Annotated in this window: 20 protein-coding genes; 4 read left to right on the top strand and 16 right to left on the bottom strand. The window is 40.5% G+C overall.

Features of this window, described 5'->3' with window-relative positions; all coding sequences use genetic code 11:
- Together GUY17_RS17990 and GUY17_RS17985 are read right to left on the bottom strand one after the other, a co-directional pair.
- Positions 1-978 carry an ABC transporter substrate-binding protein gene (locus GUY17_RS17990; protein WP_157822763.1) on the bottom strand — a complete coding sequence of 326 codons (978 nt, stop codon included), beginning with the start codon at positions 976-978 and terminating at the stop codon, positions 1-3.
- A gap of 245 nt (positions 979-1223) precedes the next feature.
- A complete protein-coding gene (locus GUY17_RS17985; protein ID WP_162023896.1) occupies positions 1224-1874 on the bottom strand; it encodes a hypothetical protein in 651 nt (216 codons plus the stop codon).
- A gap of 419 nt (positions 1875-2293) precedes the next feature.
- On the opposite strand from GUY17_RS17985, the gene GUY17_RS17980 reads away from it, so the two are divergent.
- A complete protein-coding gene (locus tag GUY17_RS17980) occupies positions 2294-4783 on the top strand; it encodes an EAL domain-containing protein (RefSeq protein ID WP_162023895.1) in 2490 nt (829 codons plus the stop codon).
- 1174 nt (positions 4784-5957) lie between these two features.
- Here GUY17_RS17980 and GUY17_RS17975 read toward each other — a convergent pair.
- The 14 genes from GUY17_RS17975 to GUY17_RS17910 form a co-directional block, all read right to left on the bottom strand.
- Positions 5958-6209 carry a transposase gene (locus GUY17_RS17975; protein WP_101085179.1) on the bottom strand — a complete coding sequence of 84 codons (252 nt, stop codon included), beginning with the start codon at positions 6207-6209 and terminating at the stop codon, positions 5958-5960.
- A gap of 19 nt (positions 6210-6228) precedes the next feature.
- A complete protein-coding gene (locus GUY17_RS17970; protein WP_157822764.1) occupies positions 6229-6381 on the bottom strand; it encodes a hypothetical protein in 153 nt (50 codons plus the stop codon).
- Positions 6382-6901: 520 nt separating this feature from the next.
- On the bottom strand, positions 6902-8266 hold the full coding sequence (gene mgtE, locus GUY17_RS17965; protein ID WP_162023894.1) for a magnesium transporter: 1365 nt from the start codon (positions 8264-8266) through the stop codon (positions 6902-6904).
- 511 nt (positions 8267-8777) lie between these two features.
- Complete coding sequence (locus tag GUY17_RS17960; protein ID WP_101085181.1) at positions 8778-9053, bottom strand: HPr family phosphocarrier protein; 276 nt, start codon at positions 9051-9053, stop codon at positions 8778-8780.
- Between the two features lie 20 nt (positions 9054-9073).
- Positions 9074-9937 carry an RNase adapter RapZ gene (gene rapZ / locus GUY17_RS17955; RefSeq protein ID WP_011638817.1) on the bottom strand — a complete coding sequence of 288 codons (864 nt, stop codon included), beginning with the start codon at positions 9935-9937 and terminating at the stop codon, positions 9074-9076.
- Positions 9934-10377 carry a PTS IIA-like nitrogen regulatory protein PtsN gene (gene ptsN / locus GUY17_RS17950; protein WP_011638816.1) on the bottom strand — a complete coding sequence of 148 codons (444 nt, stop codon included), beginning with the start codon at positions 10375-10377 and terminating at the stop codon, positions 9934-9936. The genes rapZ and ptsN overlap by 4 nt, the downstream gene beginning before the upstream one ends.
- A 2-nt stretch (positions 10378-10379) precedes the next feature.
- Complete coding sequence (hpf, locus tag GUY17_RS17945; RefSeq protein ID WP_101085183.1) at positions 10380-10667, bottom strand: ribosome hibernation promoting factor; 288 nt, start codon at positions 10665-10667, stop codon at positions 10380-10382.
- Between the two features lie 25 nt (positions 10668-10692).
- The gene (locus GUY17_RS17940) at positions 10693-12177 is read right to left on the bottom strand and encodes an RNA polymerase factor sigma-54 (protein ID WP_059744680.1); all 1485 of its coding nucleotides are present in this window, start codon (positions 12175-12177) and stop codon (positions 10693-10695) included.
- 142 nt (positions 12178-12319) lie between these two features.
- A complete protein-coding gene (gene lptB, locus GUY17_RS17935; protein WP_011638813.1) occupies positions 12320-13051 on the bottom strand; it encodes an LPS export ABC transporter ATP-binding protein in 732 nt (243 codons plus the stop codon).
- Positions 13048-13629, bottom strand: a complete 582-nt coding sequence (gene lptA, locus GUY17_RS17930) for a lipopolysaccharide transport periplasmic protein LptA (protein WP_101085184.1) — start codon at positions 13627-13629, stop codon at positions 13048-13050. The genes lptB and lptA overlap by 4 nt, the downstream gene beginning before the upstream one ends.
- Complete coding sequence (gene lptC, locus GUY17_RS17925) at positions 13616-14176, bottom strand: LPS export ABC transporter periplasmic protein LptC (RefSeq protein WP_101085185.1); 561 nt, start codon at positions 14174-14176, stop codon at positions 13616-13618. The genes lptA and lptC overlap by 14 nt, the downstream gene beginning before the upstream one ends.
- Positions 14173-14739, bottom strand: coding sequence for a 3-deoxy-manno-octulosonate-8-phosphatase KdsC (kdsC, locus tag GUY17_RS17920; RefSeq protein ID WP_162023893.1), 567 nt, complete (start codon positions 14737-14739; stop codon positions 14173-14175). The genes lptC and kdsC overlap by 4 nt, the downstream gene beginning before the upstream one ends.
- Positions 14740-14741: 2 nt before the next feature.
- On the bottom strand, positions 14742-15719 hold the full coding sequence (locus tag GUY17_RS17915) for a KpsF/GutQ family sugar-phosphate isomerase (protein ID WP_101085187.1): 978 nt from the start codon (positions 15717-15719) through the stop codon (positions 14742-14744).
- Between the two features lie 44 nt (positions 15720-15763).
- Complete coding sequence (locus GUY17_RS17910; protein WP_162023892.1) at positions 15764-16726, bottom strand: calcium/sodium antiporter; 963 nt, start codon at positions 16724-16726, stop codon at positions 15764-15766.
- Between the two features lie 188 nt (positions 16727-16914).
- On the opposite strand from GUY17_RS17910, the gene GUY17_RS17905 reads away from it, so the two are divergent.
- Genes GUY17_RS17905 through mlaD form a run of 3 tightly spaced genes read left to right on the top strand, consistent with a single transcriptional unit; the run spans position 16915 to position 19026 of the window.
- On the top strand, positions 16915-17739 hold the full coding sequence (locus tag GUY17_RS17905) for an ATP-binding cassette domain-containing protein (protein WP_162023891.1): 825 nt from the start codon (positions 16915-16917) through the stop codon (positions 17737-17739).
- A complete protein-coding gene (gene mlaE / locus GUY17_RS17900) occupies positions 17726-18511 on the top strand; it encodes a lipid asymmetry maintenance ABC transporter permease subunit MlaE (RefSeq protein WP_101085190.1) in 786 nt (261 codons plus the stop codon). The genes GUY17_RS17905 and mlaE overlap by 14 nt, the downstream gene beginning before the upstream one ends.
- Before the next feature lie 41 nt (positions 18512-18552).
- On the top strand, positions 18553-19026 hold the full coding sequence (mlaD, locus tag GUY17_RS17895; protein ID WP_101085191.1) for an outer membrane lipid asymmetry maintenance protein MlaD: 474 nt from the start codon (positions 18553-18555) through the stop codon (positions 19024-19026).
- The last annotated feature ends 3 nt before the right edge of the window (positions 19027-19029 follow it).

Genomic DNA, 19029 nt, shown 5'->3' with positions numbered 1-19029 from the left:
TTACCATCCTGCCTCTAAACTGGTGAACTTTTCAAACAATTTTCGGTCAAGAATCTGCCTAAAATCAACACTATTCTCTTCAGAGACTAATTTATTATCAATTGCCCATTGGCTTTGAGTTTGGATGTTAGAAAAGAGTGCATTACTGAGTGATAACCGAAAAGTATAGTCATTCCAGGAATAACTAAGTTGGGATTGATCGATATCTAATACACGGCTAATTTTCGTCTGAGCAAGATCTGGGTGTGTATGAATATAATCGGTTGCGTCGTTAATTGATTTGAGTAGCGCTAACTTTTCTGTAGTTGATAGCCTTGTCTCTTTAAGCTCGATTAAGTTGAACGATAAGTGGTATAGGCCGCGACTGCTGATGACGTTGGTATTTGAGGGGACTTGTTGTGTTAACAAATAACTTAAGGGCTCCCAAGCTGAAATAATATCAACCTCATTATTTAATAACGCTGGAATAAGCTGCTCCGCAGGTAAATATACTCGCTCGATTGGCTGCTGAGTTTTGTTATACATAATCAATAAACTATCGAAGAAAAACTCACTGGCACTGCTTTTTACTATCCCTATGCGTGCGTGGGCTAAATTATCCAGTTGTTGATATTTTTGCGGTGTTAAACTCAGTAATTTGAGATCATTATCTGATTCGACAAAACTGGCTAATACAGAAAAGTTTGTTTGTTTAAAGCTATTAAACATGACCACAGTTTCTGAGGCCGTGGCGAGGTCAACTTGTTTATTCTTAAGGGCGTCAAAACATTTCACTCCGCTGTCGAATCTCACTAGCTCAACATTAAGCCCATTCGCTCTAAAGTAACCTTGTTGTTGTGCAATAAAAAAAGGTGCAGAAAGAGGTGTGCCAGATACCGCAATTTTAATGGGGTCTTTTAGGGCGGAAGCGGTAAGTGATTTGCTTGTACCAAGGTCACAACTGACAATGCCGATTAATATGAAAGTTAAGATAAACATGTTCAACACTTTGATCATAAAGATACTTCAATAAGGAGTGAATAAGGTTAAGTGTAGCGAATGTATTTTTTTTTGATGTTAAATTTTTGCAAACAAAAGATTTTTTAATAATATCAATCAATAGCGTTAGTACTAAGGTATGAGTGATGACATTAATTTATTTATAGTGAGCAATAGGGAAAGCAAGATTATATTTTATTTGTTTATTAATTTCAATGCATTAAGATTTGTCTGATGAGTCTGTGTCACTGTTGAATATTCAATATGCGGGGATATATCTCAGCTAATATATTTTCTGCTTGTTGAAACTTTAATTGGTTAATTGATTGTGTTAATAATTCAATATGTTGTGGTGCAATGAGGTTAAGTGTGTTGGCTATTTTGGCAAATGTATTAATGGCATTCATATTATAGTGATTAACTTCTTCCATTAGCGTGTCATATATCATAATAAATTCGCTGTTCACTGCTAATATCGGCTTGTTCTCTTGGCTATTTGATGCTTGTAATTCCATTTCTAGCAAGGAGGCTAGCATTATCGCTAGATCTTTATTCGTGGTTAATTTCGCCAATAATATCTTATGAAACTGGCTAAATTCAGTAGGAGAGTAGTGTGCTAGTTTAATTTCATGGTTTCGTGCGTAGCAGGCTAATTCGGTGAAACCTAAAGTAGCAGCAGAACTTTTTAGTGTATGCAGCATAGGTGCAAAGTCTGCCGGAATGTTCGGTGAAGCCATGGTTTGTTGGATATACAAGGTTAAGTCATTAATCAACAGCTGAACAGACTTAAAATAGGTGGCTTTATTGCCGCTAAAACGATTAACAGCCTGATGATATTCAAGCTGATGTTCTGCGCAAAATAGCGTGATACGTCGTTCAGTATTACTCATGTTCATTTCAAACTCATCTAATTAGTCTACCTGTATTGCCTATGAGTGTTTCAACAGCCTCTCAATAACGATAACTCAATTGTCTATCTGAATATGGTCGCGCTAGTATGTAGGCAGATATTAAGATGCACGTTGGATACATGCTGTGCAAATATATTACTTAACGAAACTGTGCACCATTTTTGTGTTTATGTCGTTTTCGCGTATTCATATCTTTTATGATCAAGCACATTTGGTATCGACTAAGTTAACATAATGTACTTATTATGTAGGTGTTGTTTTCATTAAATTAAGGTAGTGGGTTACGTTGCTGCCTATTATTGATAGACGTAAAAAAATTAAGCTATTATAAATGTATGTTGGTTACAGATAACCTTAAGATTAAATGGATGTTATCTAGCTGAAAATAAGGGAGTTATTTTTCTATGTTGTTATCGGGTTTATCCAATACTGTTTATAAAATTCTGATTATTGACGATAATATTCAAAATATATTTATGCTGGAAGATATTTTGTCGCCTCTTGGTAATATCTTTTTTTCAGAGTCTGGCACTAATGCACTCGCGTTAGTAGATAAAATTAAGCCTGATGTCATTTTACTCGATATTGAGATGCCTGACATGGATGGATGGGAAGTGTGTCGTGCACTCAAAGCTAATCCATTATTTAGCGATATTCCAATTATTTTTATTACCGGCCACACCGAGCCTGAATTTGAAAGGTTGGCGCTAGAAAGTGGTGGGGTCGATTTTATTACTAAACCTTTTAACGCTTCTATTTGTTGTTTACGAGTCCATACACAACTTAAATTTAGGCAGCAAAACCAATTAATTATTAAAGCTAAAGAAGAGCTACAACAATTAGTTAATCAAGTCCCAATGCTTATTACCTATTGGGATGATTTAGGTCAGAATTTATTTAGTAATGACAACACTGGTTTGTGGTTTGATAGCTTGGTCGGTGATGTTAAAAACAAGCATATATCGACTATTTTTCCTGAAGCGCTCAGTAATGCAATTTTAAATCATCACCGTCATATTACCTCAGATGCATTAAAGTACATTGTCACAGTCCCTAACCGTGACGGTATGAGCTTTTATGAAGTCTTTCAGTCCAAAATGAAATCAAGTGCTGGAGTCGATGGCTACTTGGTTACTGTTGTTGACGTCTCTGAAGTAAAGCATGCTAAGCAAGCGCTGTACTCTGAAAAGGAGCGTCTTCGAGTAACACTCAATTCTATTGGTGATGCTGTTATTGCGACTGACACAAGAGGGCTTATTACTTTTATGAACCCAATTGCGGAGCGCATGACGGGTTGGCGGTTAAAAGAGGCATTACATCAAAAAATTGAAAATGTGATGCATTTGAAAGATTCTGATACTCAGCAGCCATTATTGAACCCGTTATATTTAGCTCTTCGCGAGCAGCGCATTGTGGCAATGGCGCTAAACAGCCTACTTACGTCACGTGGAGGACATGTTTTTTATGTGGAGGATTCAGCCGCGCCAATCCGTAATGAAAATGGTGAAATGATTGGCGCCATTATGGTGTTTCATGATGTGAGTGAAGCGATGGCGATGGCGATGAAAATGAGCCATTTAGCCAACCATGATCAGTTAACTGATTTACCAAACAGGATATTACTCCAGGACAGACTGAGCGTAGCGTGTTCTACAGCAAGATCTTATGGCACCAAAGCAGCTGCACTATTAATCGATATTGATCATTTTAAATATCTTAATGATTCCTTAGGCCACCAATATGGTGATGAGCTCATTTGTATGATGGCAAGACGAATACGCTCGTTAATACCTGCATCGTATACATTAGCGAGATTAGGTGGTGACGAATTTGTGATTTTAATGAGCGAGACTCGCTCTGTTGAGGCCTCTTCGCAATTAGCATCTACATTAGTTGAAGCGATGCATGAACCTTTTATTCTTGATAATCAGAAGTTTAATGTGTCGATAAGTATTGGTGTTAGTGTGTTCCCAAATGATGCTTTAGATGCCGAAGAATTAATGAGGCATGCGGACGTGGCAATGTACCGTGCCAAACAGGAAGGCCGAAATCGCTTCTGCTTTTTCTCGCATGATTTAGAAAGTTCGCTTATGGAGCGCCATCATTTAGAGACTCGTTTAAGAAAAGCATTAATTAATGATGAACTTTTTGTGCATTATCAACCTAAAATTGATTTACAGACAAACATTATTATTGGTGCTGAGGCTCTCGTTAGACTGGCCAATGATGAGGGTGATCTTATCTCTCCCGCAGAGTTTATTCCATTAGCGGAAGAGTCCGGTTTAATTATTATGCTAGGTAAACAAGTGCTTAATAAGGCCTGTGCTGAAGCTAAACGTTGGTTAGAAATGGGCTATACGATTCCTATTTCGGTAAATGTGGCCGCGGCACAGTTTGCTGATCCCGACTTAGCCGATATGATCAAGAAAGCACTATTGGAGCATAATTTACCGGCACATTTACTTGAATTGGAAATTACCGAAACTGCATTGATGATTGATGCAGCGGACATGCAAAACAAGTTGAGTGAGTTAATATCATTAGGGATTAAGATTGCTATTGACGATTTTGGTACTGGTTATTCCAGTTTGGCCTATTTGAAAAAGTTTAATGTTGATGTAATGAAAATTGATATGTCGTTTGTGAAAGATATGCTCAACAATAAACATGATTATGAAATTGTGAAGACGATTATTTCGTTGGGTAAGTCGATGGGGTTAGTGCTAATTGCCGAAGGTGTTGAAACTGAAGCGCAAAGCCACGCATTAGTTGAATTAGGATGTTTTATGGGTCAAGGTTATTTGTTTAGTCGCCCACTCAATAGCACTGATTTTGAAGCCTTCATATCGCAGAGCAATAAATGTGTTAAAGGTGTAAATTCCGTCGATGAATAAGCGGTGGCTTATTCAGTTAAGCTTAAGCTATTTTTGAGTTAATAGAAATGAAAAAGCCCCATTGCATCCTTTGCGTTGGGGCTTTTGTTTGCATTGTCTGTGGTTATATTTATGCCACTAGGGTATCCAACACTCCAATGCTATCAACCTGTACCCATTGATGCTCCAGAGTGTTATCAAGCTCGTGATTATTATTGTTTTGAGCTTGTCAGCCAGAGGCTGGAATAAAAATGACGTTATTGGATTATAGAGTCTGGGGACCCAATAACGCCTGAACTGTTATGTTAGCTGTCTTCTTGACTACTAACGGTAGAGCGATAAAGCGGCAAGGATGCAAGATATTTTGCGCTTATTATTAGAATGTTTATTGCTGTACGTTATCAACTTGCTTGGGGACGCGTTGTTAACATGGTCAAACATCCTTGCCAAAACGGTTTTGATATTTAGATCCGTAAAACACCTTAATAAAAATGACGTTATTGGATTATAGAGTCTGGGGACCCAATAACGCCTGAACTGTTGTGTTAGCTGTCTTCTTGACGGCTAACGGTAGAGCAATAAAGCGGCAAGGATGCAAGATAGTTTGCGCTTATTTTTATTAGAATGTTTGTTGCTGTGCGTTATCAACTTGCTGGGGGACGAGTTGTTAACACGGTCAAACATCCTTGCCAAAACGGTTTTGATATTTAGTTCCGTAAAACACCTTAATAAAAATGACGTTATTAGATTAATAGAGTCTGGGGACCCAATAACGCCTGAACTGTTATGTTAGCTGCCTTCCTTAACGGCTAACGGTAGAGCAATAAAGCGGCAAGGATGCAAGATAGTTTGCGCTTATTTTTATTAGAATGTTTGTTGCTGTGCGTTATCAACTTGCTGGGGGACGAGTTGTTAACACGGTCAAACATCCTTGCCAAAACGGTTTTGATATTTAGATCCGTAAAACACCTTAATAAAAATGACGTTATTGGATTATAGAGTCTGGGGACCCAATAACGCCTGAACTGTTATGTTAGCTGTCTTCCTTAACGGCTAACGGTAGAGCGATAAAGCGGCAAGGATGCAAGATATTTTGCGCTTATTTTTTATTAGAATGTTTGTTGCTGTGTTATCAACTTGCTGGGGGACGAGTTGTTAATACGATCAAACATCCTTGCCAAAACGGTTAATGTTACTAACTTGCCATTGTTTGTAATTGTTGACTTAACTGGGCAATCTTTTGTTGTAAATAGGCTATTTCTGATACGATCGCGCCCTTGCTTTCAGTTTGGCGACTATCGTTACTTCTCACCCATTGATAAACCGTTTTAGCCGACACGCCATATTGTTTTGCTACGTCGGATAATAATCGATTATGGTTTTTAACCTCATTAATCACTTGTCTTTGTAAGTCGATTGGATACTGTCTTGCATTTGACATATTCATCAAATAATTTCCTTCCGATTTATCTATGTTTACCTGAGCGAGTTTCAACTTCATCCCACTGACTGCAACCGAGATGTGCTAAGAAAAAAATGTTTTGGCGGCATTGTGCAATGACATTATTGACCATGACATTTATCGATATAATGCTACGTGTTACGGTTATTTTATTCATCGCTATCTCCTACAATTACAATGGACTGCTTAAAAAATAAACTACTACTTAGTAGGTACGTATTTCTTATATGGAAAGCTTGTGCCAACTTTGATAAATATTTTTAGTTGTTATTTATCAGTACATTACCTATTACCTGTAGTTTTGTTATTTTTGCGTCGCCAACCAGATTGGTGCAATTGCACTAATGTGGTGAGCATGTGCTGCCGGCAACACATTACGGTTGTGATTGTCGTAGCGCAGTATGGATGACAAATATGGCAAAAAAAGGTCACCTTAATGACAAGATGAAGGCAAGGTTTTCACCGAATGAGTTGTTGCCAGTTGATGGTTTGAAAAACGTTAACAAAGTGAGGCTGCAGACATAGCTGCAAAAGTGATCAGAGTACTAAGCGCTTGGTAAATGAGCTTATGTGTGAAAAAGACTTATGTGTATAGAGACGCCGCCGACGTCCGTAAAATTGCACTAGATAGCGCAATTTCGTTGGACGACATGATATGTACGATTTAAATCAATGATTTAGTGCATTAAAAATAATGTGGCTAGGCCCAAAAATGCAAATAATCCAACGACATCTGTTACCGTCGTTAACACCATACCCCCCGCCAACGCAGGATCGATATTTAGCTTTTTTAACATTATGGGGATAGTGGCGCCAGCAAAGCCTGCTACCGTCATATTAATCAGCATGGCACTGCCAATTAATCCACCTAATGCGATGTCGTCTTTCCAAAGCCATACCGCAAAAAAGACCAATACAGACCACATTAAACCGTTCAATAATCCGATGCTTAATTCCTTACCAATTAACCATCGTGAGTTACTTTGGCCAATATGCCCAAGTGCAATCCCGCGGATGACGAGTGCTAGGGTTTGATTACCCGCAACACCTCCCATACTCGGTACAATGGTCATTAAAATTGCGATGGTGGCGAATTGCTCTAAGGTACCTTCAAACATGTTACTGACAGATGAGGCTAGTAATGCTGCAAATAGATTGATGGTTAGCCATAGAGAGCGTCTTAGAGTGCTTTTGAGCACTGGCCCAAAGGTATCTTCATCATCATCCATACCAGCCATTCCCATCATTGAATGTTCGGCATCCTCGCGGATGACATCAATAACGTCATCGATAGTAATTCGACCAAGCAATTTTGCTTGGCTGTCGACGACTGGGGCAGATATCCAATCCATCCGTTCAAATTTTTGCGCCACATCTTTATCGGACATCTCTACAGGAATACTTTCTAATTCTGTGTCCATAATACTGCGGACCGTTACGCTTGGATCGCATGTGAGTAAATCAGCTAATCTTACTCCGCCTAAAACATGATCATGGCGATCCACAACATATAAAGTATCAGTCGTATCAGGTAAATTTCCCCGTTGACGTAAATAGCGTAATACCACTTCGATATTGACATCTGGTCTTAGGGTGACGGTATCAGTATTCATGATACTGCCGGCAGTATCATCTGGGTAACGCAATGCTTGCTCTACCCTATCCCGGTCTTGGCTTCGCATTGATTTGAGCACTTTCTTGTAAACATCATCGGGTAAACTGCGAAGAATATAGGCCATGTCATCTGTATCCATGCCTATTGTGGCCTGGGCAAGCTTCTCTGGTGTCATGCTGCTAATAAGTGAATCTTTAAGCTCTTCACCTAATTCGTCAAGAATTTCCCCAGCATATTGTTGGTCAATGAGTTGCCATAACACCTGACGATTTTTGGGCGGTGATGATTCGAGAATAAGGGCGACATCGTTAGGTGACATGGTATGTAGCATGTTACGGGCATGGACAAACAGACCACTGTCTAGTGCTTGAACAAGTTGATTGAGACGTTGTTCTGTTATCTCATTGTCTAGGTACTCTTTACCCATATATCTACTTCCTATTCGTCATACTTATATTATTCAGTATGTCATTATTCTGGGTTTCTCAGGTTGTACAGTTCAAGGCGTATAAATGCAGAAATAGCTGTCTTTACGTAAGACAATGAAATGCAGAAATAGAATACTTAAATGACTTCTGCGGTGAAATTCTGCAGCAGCCAATGCTGCTTTACATACTATAGACGAACCACGTCACGGAAACAGAGTTGCACTGGATCCGTTGCTAGAAGCGGTAATGTCTTTATCATGTTAAACGCCAACTCCCGCAGAATGAACTGATACTAATGAGATTGGTATCAACTGCGAGAGATAAACCTAAGGGCTAATATTTTTGAGGGACTGATGTCTACTGGTGATCATCAATGTCGTGACAGTTTGGTTAGTATGGCCTAGTCATTTAGAGGCCGCATAAAATAAGGACGACGGTGGCTTAAAGCATGAGTAACTTGCAGCTATTCACACATTACAGGCTATTTATAAATTCAATGCGATTAAAAAATTAACAAGATTCATCAAATTTAGCATTAATGAGATCACACACTGCGTTTAATGCTACTTCAGCATCTGGGCCTTGAGCTGTCACCGTAATCATTTTACCGATACCACTTTCAAGCATTAATAGCCCAAGTACGCTAGCTGCGCTGGCGTTTTTTTCGCCTTGAGTTAAGGTGATGTTAGCATCAAAATCCGCCGCTAACATCGCGAGTTTTGTGGCGGCACGGGCGTGTAAGCCCAATTTATTTGAAATGGTCACTTGGCGTTCAAGTTTGATCATTGACGCGATCCTATGCTCACTTAGTTATTAGTATCACTGATATTTAATTCTCTGTGGCGAGCATTAACCGTGTGTTTACTGCCTTGTCGAAATCGTTTTGCTAATTGATCTGCAATATATACCGAACGGTGCTGACCACCAGTACAACCAATCGCGATGGTAAGGTAACTGCGATTGTTACGTTCTAAATGCGGCATCCAAGTTTCAAATAGGTTTTCAATTTGCCAAATAAATTTATTAACTAATGGCTGACGACCTAAAAATTCTTGTACGGGCTCGTCTAAACCCGTAAATGGACGCAGTTCTATTTCCCAATGTGGGTTGGGTAAAAAGCGTACATCAAACATAAAATCTGCTTCTGTCGGCATGCCGTGTTTAAAGCCAAAAGATTCAAAGTTAATCACTAACTCTTTATCAACACTGCCTAATAATATTTGCCTAACTTGGTCGCTTAATTCGTAGATATTTAGCGCAGAAGTGTCGATATAGTGATCAACAATTTTTGCGATAGGCTCAAGTAAACGGCCTTCTAGTTTTATCGCTTCTTGCAGTGAAATATGATTTTTAGATAACGGGTGTAATCGACGTGTTTCGCTGTAACGTTTAAGCAATACTTTGTCATTGGAATTTAAAAAGAAACTGATAATTTCAGTGTCATTCTCAAGTAGTGCCAATTGGTCTTGAAGCACTTTACCTTGTTCTGCAATGTTACGAACATCAACGCTAATCGCAACCAAATCATTACTGCCTTTAAGCTGGGCTAATAATGTGCCAATGAGTGGTAAAGGCAAATTATCAACACAATAATATCCTAGGTCTTCTAATACTCTCAGGGCAACGGATTTCCCTGAGCCTGAACGTCCCGATACTATAACTAGTTTCATGCAGTAATAACCTGATAAAGTTCTGTTGCGTCGTGAGTTTTACGAAGCTGTTTCAATATTTGCTTATCGCTTAACTTTTGGGCCATGCTCGATAACGTGCCTAAATGTTGTTGGCACTGGTCTGCAGGTACTAACAAAGCAAATAAAAGATCCACGGGTTGCTTATCGATTGCATCAAAGGCAATGGCTTCTTCACATTTAATAAATATCGCGATAGGGTGATCGATGGTCGTTAATCTACCATGAGGTATCGCAATGCCATTTCCTATACCTGTGCTACCCATTTTCTCTCTCGCTAACAGGCTTTCAAAAACCTCTTGCGAAGACAGGGTTGGGTACTGGGCAGCGACTAAATTGCTGATGAGTTCCAGTACTTTTTTCTTACTGCCCGGTGTGGCACAGGTAGTGCATTCCGGCTGCAGAATGGTACAAAGTTCCATCGTTAGTGTTTTGTATTCTTCTCTTTGTGTTTAATTACCTGACGGTCGAGTTTATCGATCAGGGCGTCTATTGCAGCATACATATCAGTACTTTCTGACATTGCAAAAATTTCTGCGCCATTAATGTTGATTTTGGCTTCTGCTTTTTGTTGTAATTTTTCTACATTGAGCACAACGTGTACATTATGGATCTGATCGAAGTGTCGTTCAAGCTTTGAAAATTTACTGTGGATGTATTCACGTAAAGATTCTGTTATTTCGACATGACGTCCAGTCAGACTTATTTGCATAAAAAATCCTCCATTGCCTAGTAGGTTATAAACTCTTACGTTGGTTTGAGGGCGGGATCATCATTGCTTCACGGTATTTTGCTATCGTACGACGAGCAACGTTTATGCCCTGTTCTGCCAGAAGCTGAGCCATTTTACTGTCACTCAGTGGTTTTTTCTGGTTTTCTGCGGCAACCAGCTTTTTGATAAAAGCACGAATGGCCGTTGATGAGCATTCCCCGCCATCGTCAGTACTGACATGGCTAGAGAAGAAGTATTTTAGTTCAAATAAACCTCGAGGGGTGTGCATATATTTTTGTGTGGTGACTCGTGAAATGGTCGATTCATGCATTTCTACAGCTTCAGCGATATCATTGAGCACCATAGGCTTCATGGCTTCTTCGCCATATTCAAAAAAGCCTTGCTGAAATTGCACAATGCAATTTGCCACTTTAAGTAAAGTATCATTACGGCTTTCAATACTTTTAATAAACCATTTAGCCTCTTGCAGATGGCCTCGAATAAATTGACTATCCGACGGGTTTTTACTGCCTCTAGCCATGGCTGCATATTGCTGATTAACACCAATTTTAGGCATGTTGTCTGGGTTTAACTCTACTACCCAACGGCCATTTTTCTTTAATACTGTGACATCGGGAATCACGTATTCATCATCCATGGGGGTAATTAATAAGCCCGGACGAGGATTGAGTGTCTGGATTAGAGTGATTGCGTCACGTAACTCATTTTCTTTTAGTTTTGTTTTTCGCATCAATAATCTGAAATCACGGCCAGCAATTAACTCTAAATAGCCTTTAATTAACAAACGGGCATTATCGATATGGGGTGTGTCGTTAGAGTATTGCGCTAATTGAATAAATAGGCATTCACTTAAATCACGTGCAGCAACACCCACAGGGTCAAAGTGTTGAACGCGTTTTAATACCGCTTCAACCTCATCGAGTTCCACATTTTCATCACCCATGGCTTCGAGAATATCTTCGGTACTTTGGGTTAGATAACCGCGTTCATCAATGGCATCAATAATGGCGGTGGCAATGGCGAGATCTGTGTCTGAAAATGGAGTGAGATTTTTTTGCCATTCTAAGTGTTCGTACAAACCTTCAGTAGTTTCACCTTGAAAGGGCATGTCGTCATCGCGCATGCTTGCACTGCCTGAACCTGACATAGGTGAGGCTGTGTATACTTCATCCCATGTGGTATCCATGGCTAAATCATCCATGGTTTCTTTGGTCATGGATTCTGCTATGTCGACGGTGGAAGTGTCTTTTTCGACATTAACAATACTGTTGTCACTAAAGTCTGTATCCGCTTGGTCGCGGTTTTCTTTTAAGGAGTCTTTTGCTTCAGAAAACTCATCTTCTATTTCAAGCAATGGATTTGAATCTAATGCTTGTTGGATTTCCTGCTGTAGCTCCAATGACGATAATTGCAGTAAGCGAATGGCTTGCTGCAATTGTGGGGTCATGGTTAAGTGTTGACCCATTTTAAGTTGGAGTGACGCTTTCATTTACCGCTTATCCCTAGATGATTTTCCATAAAAATGACAATCTCGAACTGTAATAGATTGCCATAAACATCAATGACATTTAACGTTGTTTAGGTATCGTTCAATGAAATGAGTTAGCTAGACTAAAAGGCCAGTAAAGTAACTATAGCTTGAATTGTTCACCTAAGTACACAGCTCGAACTTGTTGATTACTTAATATCTCATCTGGTGTGCCTTCGGCAATTAAATTACCCTGGCTAACGATATAGGCTCGCTCACAAACGTCTAGCGTTTCACGTACGTTATGGTCGGTAATTAATACCCCTAAACCGCGGTTTTTAAGTTGTTGGATGATTTTTTTAATGTCGATGACCGAAATAGGATCAACACCAGCAAAGGGCTCATCAAGCAAAATAAATTTTGGATTAGCAGCTAAAGCGCGCGCAATTTCAACACGACGACGTTCACCACCCGATAACGACATGCCTTGGCTGTCGCGTATGTGAGTAATGTGGAACTCTTCGAGTAGGTGCTCAAGCTGTTCAATACGTTGGTCTGTGCTGAGCTCTTTGCGAGTTTGCAGTACGGCCATTATGTTGTCGTAAACGGTGAGCTTGCGGAAAATACTGGCTTCTTGTGGTAAGTAACCTATACCTTTGCGGGCGCGCAAATGCATTGGATCGGCAGTAAGGTCGTCATCGTCAATCAATATTCGGCCTTTATCGCTTTTTACTAAGCCGACAACCATATAAAAGGTGGTGGTTTTGCCTGCACCATTGGGGCCTAAAAGACCGACAATTTGGCCGGTTTTAACCGTTAAACTCACATCTTTAACAACTTGACGAGCTTTATAGCTTTTAGCTAGATTTTCAGCGGTTAAGGTAATTTGGGTCATGGTTTGATCTGCTTGTTAACAGGAATTTCAGGGAGTTTTTGCTTTGGCGCCGACTCGTCTTGGAAATTCTCTGGTTGAATGATGGTGATTACCCGATCTTGCCCTGTACCAGTACTTTCGGCAATCAGCTCTTGAGCACTGATGTTGTACTTGATTTTATTACCGGTAACCTGGCTACCTGATTGATCCAATTTGGCGTTGCCAGTCAATGTGAGTGTAGTGGTGGCAAGGTCATAGCTAATTTCGTTAGCACTTGCGGTACCAATTTTACCGTCATCTAATTCTTGTGAAAATGTAGCCGGGGTGCCAGTAGCAATTAATCTCTTACTGGTGGTGTTTTCAGGGGTAAACGCCCGTAACTGATCTGCATTGATATTAATCGTGCCTTGGACAATCGTTACCGGACCATTAAAAACAATTTGATTATTCTTAATGTCGGCAGACTGACTGACTGAAGCGATTTTCAATTCTTGTTTCAGATCCCCTTGTTTCGCTATGGCAGGCAAACTCAATATACAAAGTATGCTACTTAATAACATAACATTGGCGCGAGTGTGGAGACGATTAATGTGGCTCATATGTTCCTTCTACCTGGCTTAGTAGCGATAATTTTTGCGAATTCAAGTCAGCATGTAGGCCTAAACCTTGAATAATAAACCCTTTACCTTTGATGTACACCATCTCTTGTGAGGATCCTATCATAGTGGTTAAATCCACCGTAATAGCTTGGGTACTCAGTGACTGCAGGGGTTCTTCTATATCAATGGCATCAATAATAACATTATTTTCTAATGTGACTTTGCTGGTATTTTTATTCAATTGCCCACGGTCTGCACTTAATTGCCATTGTGCTTTACCGTTTTCAGGGTAAATGAGGTAAATCGGTTTGGTAAAGTGAGTGATGTCACTTGAGGCGTAATGCTCCATGTGTTCGGCGCTGACTCGACTTTCGACGAAACCTAGTTGATTGAATTCTGTAGTGCGTAGGTTATCTGCAACAAAATCTGGGCGCTCAATACCGCGTATTTGTACCGCGTCCATTTCACTGCGTTTTACTTGTGCTTGCCAGTACAATATAAAAGCAAGCCCAAAAAAAGCAATAATACCTAGCGTGACTCTACTCATATACTCATACCATGAGCACTGGCAAATTTATCTTGGCTTAATAGTAATAAATCGGTGAGTTCACGCAGTGCGCCGTGGCCACCATTGAGGGTGGTTGTCATATGGCACTGTTGTTTGACAAACGGATGACCATCACCGACACAAACGGCTAGTCCTACGGCTTTCATTACAGGTAGGTCTACCATGTCATCGCCAATGTAAGCCACTTCATCAGCAGTCACATTATAGAGCGACAATAATTGCTCAAAAGGCTCAAATTTATTATCAATACCTTGATAAATATGTGTTACACCTAATGCCGTCATGCGGTTTTCAACAATCTTGGATTTACGTCCTGTTATCACGGCAACATGGATACCACTGGTAAGCAAAGAACGCACACCATAACCGTCACGAGTATGGAACGCTTTGAGTTCTTCACCTGCATTACTGAGGTAAATACGTCCATCTGAAAATACTCCATCGACATCACAGATTAACAGTTTGATTTTTTGAGCTCGTTGCCAAATATCATTGCTGACAGGGCCGTAAAATCCTTGGTGAAACGAGGTTGATTCTGACATGATTAAATGACTCCAGCTTTAACCATATCGAGCATGTTTAATGCTCCGATCGGTTGATGTTTTTCATTAACGACAATCAGTCCGTTGATGCTCTTTTCATCCATGATTTGCAGTGCTTGTGCGGCTAAAATCCCTGCAGGGCAGGTCACACAATTTTCGGTCATAACCTGGGCAATAGGAGTGATTCGAAGATTCACGTCTGCATCGATAACCCGGCGTAAATCACCATCGGTAAAAATGCCCACAAGTTTATTGGCATGGTCGACTACTGCCGTCATGCCAAGGCCCTTTTTAGATATTTCATAAAGTGCCTCAGTAATACAAATATCATCATTGACGATCGGTAAATCATCGTCTTTATGCATGACATCGTCGACTTTTAGAAGTAATTTTCTTCCAAGAGAGCCACCAGGGTGTGATAAGGCAAAGTCATCACGAGTAAAACCTTTTGCTTGTAATAAAGCAATGGCTAATGCATCGCCCATAGCAAGTGTTGCAGTGGTGCTGGAAGTGGGTGCTAATCCTAATGGACATGCTTCTTCTTGCACTTGAATGCATAAATGGATTTTGGATAAACGCGCCATATTGGAGTCTGGTTTACCGGTCACCGCAATCACTGGTACACCCATACGCTGGATAACAGGCATTAATGTCAGTATTTCGCTTGATTCACCAGAGTTGGAAATGGCGAGTACAATGTCATTTTTGGCTAATGCGCCCAAATCACCATGACTGGCTTCACCAGGGTGAACAAAAAATGCCGGTGTGCCGGTGCTGGCAAAGGTCGCGGATATTTTGTTACCAATATGACCGGATTTGCCCATCCCCATGACAATCACTTTACCTTTACACTGCATGATCAATTGACATGCTTGGTCAAACTCAACCGAGTCTACATATTGATATAAATTATCTAAGGCAGCTTTTTCTATATCAATGACTTTACGACCCCATTGACGAAATTGAGTGTGATTTACCATGCGACTCTCTCTGTTAGCTTAATACTTTACCTTCATGCTCCAATCTAATGCGACTGAAAGACAACAATTTGGTACGCAATAAAGGTGATTAATAATAGTGCGCCATGCCAGCGAGTAAGTTGTTGCTTAGCGCCACTGGATAATACTAAAACGGCTAATGCTGCACTGGTGCCTAATACCATATAGAAGTCTCTTCCACTGGCTGAAGCATCTATTTCACCAGGGGAGATCAATCCTGGTAGTGCCAGTACCGCAAGAATGTTAAACAAGTTAGACCCAACAATGTTACCAATGACAAGGTCGTGTTCTTTTTTTAATACACCAGCAATACAGGCCGCTAATTCTGGTAGGCTGGTTCCTACTGCGATAATGGTTAAGCCAATCACCAGATCTGACAACCCATAAAACTTTGCAATACCTACAGCGCCATCGACCATCCAACTTGCTGATAGGGGGAGCAATATAATACCGACGACCAGCCAAATGATAGCATGAAAGGTTTGCACATTTTTAGGGATCTCAGATTCAAGTTTATCATCTAAGCTGTCTGGGGTTTTGTCATGAGTAGCTTGCCAAATGAAATATCCCATCAACAACAAAAGTAATGCAATAAGCATGATACCTTCTGTTTGTGTCAACACATTATCATGCAAGGTGTAACCGGCAAATACCGTAGCAGCAAGCATGATAGGTATTTCGCGTTTTAAGGTCTTCGAATCTAAGCTAATGGCACCTAGTAAGGCTGTTAATCCTAAAATTAAGGTAATGTTAGCAATGTTTGAGCCCAATACGTTACCAATGGCGGTATCACGCATGCCATCCATTGATGCGGTGGCCGCAACAAACATTTCAGGTGCAGAGCTACCCATAGCAACAATGGTGAGTCCAATTAACATCGGAGGTAAGCCTAAGTTGCGGGCAAATGCCGCCGCCCCATAGACAAATCTATCCGCACTCCAAACTAAAACAGCAAGGCCAACAACTAACATTAGGATATTAACTAGCATGTGATTCCGATAGTAGTATTTAATTAACGACTATTTTCGCTGGATTTTTATCAAATTGAAAGCATTGCACAGTAATTGCACTGGTAATGAAGCGTGTTGATATGGATATAGTTGTCGCTTAATCGACAATTACAGTACAATTTACTCTTCAACTTAAAGCAAGGAAGGCTGTTATCTCCTCAACGCCAATGTCTGATATGAGCAAATCAATTAATAAACCTTTGGTCGAAGTTAACCATTTAGCGTTTAGCCATGGTTCACACGTGATTTATGAAGATATTTCTTTATCGATTCCCAAAGGTAAAGTAACCGCTATCATGGGGCCCAGCGGTATCGGTAAAACCACCCTATTAAAATTGATTGGCGGACAGTTAACCCCCAACAGTGGGCAAGTTTTATTCGATGGCCATGATATACATAAGCTTAAACGCAAAGATCTGTTTGAGTTGCGTAAGCGCATGAGTATGCTATTTCAAAGTGGTGCAATGTTTACCGACCTTAATGTTTTCGATAATGTCGCGTTTGCATTAAGAGAGCATTCTGGATTACCTGAAGAGATTATCCGCTCCATTGTATTGATGAAGCTGCAAGCTGTCGGACTTCGCGGTGCCGCGTATATGATGCCTAATGAGTTATCTGGTGGTATGCAGCGTCGAGCCGCATTGGCGCGAGCGATTGCACTTGAACCTGAGATGGTGCTGTACGATGAGCCCTTTGCCGGACAAGATCCTATTTCAATGGGCATGCTAGTAAAACTTATTCGTGAGTTGTCGGATTCATTAAAACTCACTTCAGTAGTGGTTTCTCATGATGTAGATGAAGTATTAGGTATTGCAGATTATGTCTATGTGATAGCCGATAAAAAAGTCATTGCACATGGAACACCAGAGCAATTACGTCAATCTGACAATCCACAACTGGTCCAGTTTATCAAAGGCGCGCCAGATGGCCCTGTGCCATTCCATTATCCTGCAGAGGATTATCAAGAGGAGCTACTTCGTGGGCGTAATTGATTATATTGCCGACACCGGCAAATATGCACTGAGATTGGTGCAGGGTTATGGTCGAGCGGGCATCATGTTATGGCGCGCGATTGCGCATTTTCCTAACATCAAAAAAGGTACCCCATTACTGATTAAGCAAGTTTATGTGCTTGGTGTTCGTTCAATGGTCATCATTTTAGTGTCCGGTTTGTTTATTGGCATGGTATTGGCTCTGCAGGGATATAATATTTTAGTTGGGTTTGGCACTGAAGAAAGCTTAGGCCCAATGGTAGCGTTAAGCTTATTACGCGAACTTGGGCCTGTCGTTGCTGCATTATTATTTGCCGGACGAGCAGGTTCAGCGTTAACCGCCGAAATAGGCTTAATGAAATCGACAGAGCAATTGTCGAGTTTAGAGATGATGGCGATAGACCCATTAAGGCAAATCATCGCACCGCGTTTTTGGGCGGGTGTCATTAGCATGCCATTACTGGCGTTAATGTTTAGTCTAGTGGGTATTTTAGGTGGGCACTTAGTCGGTGTTGAATGGAAAGGCATTGATAGTGGTGCGTTTTGGTCTATTCTTCAAGCATCGGTTGAGTGGCGACAAGATATTGTTAACTGTTTGATAAAAAGTGCTATTTTTGGTGTGGTGGTGACATGGATAGCCTTGTACCGAGGTTATGAAGTTCAACCCAATCCAGAAGGCATCAGTCGTGCGACAACCTCAACGGTTGTGCAGGCAAGCTTAGCTGTTTTAGCGCTGGACTTTTTGCTTACGGCAATCATGTTTGGAAATTAAGATTTTTTCATTGTTTAGATTAATTTAAGTGGTTTAATAGTATGTTGACACGGAAAATAGAGTTATTAGTAGGTGTATTTTTATTGTCAGGTTTGTTGGCATTTTGCGTATTAGTATTCAACGTTGCTAATGTGAAAGTAAAATCCAATGCCCAGACTTATACCTTGGTGGCTGAGTTTAATAATATCGGTGGCCTAAAAGTACGTTCGCCGGTAAAAGTTGGCGGAGTCGTTGTCGGACGCGTGACTGATGTTACCCTTGATAGTCATAAATTAGTGCCTGTTGTGACGTTAACAATGGATAAGCGTTTTGATAAATTCCCCGAAACCAGCAGTTTGGCCATTTTGACTTCAGGGTTACTTGGGGAGCAGTTTATTGGTCTAACACCTGGATTTATGGACGATGATATTTCGATGCTTGCCGATGGTGATAAAGTACATGACACGCGTGGTGCATTGATTTTAGAAGATTTAATTGGTCAGCTGTTATACAGCATGTCATCTAAAGATAAATAGGAT

Origin of the sequence: Shewanella sp. Arc9-LZ (genome assembly GCF_010092445.1) — a bacterium.
Classification (GTDB): Bacteria; Pseudomonadota; Gammaproteobacteria; order Enterobacterales; family Shewanellaceae; genus Shewanella.
The sequence above is the reverse complement of the archived record's forward strand: the minus strand, read 5'-3'. Positions and strand labels throughout refer to the sequence as shown.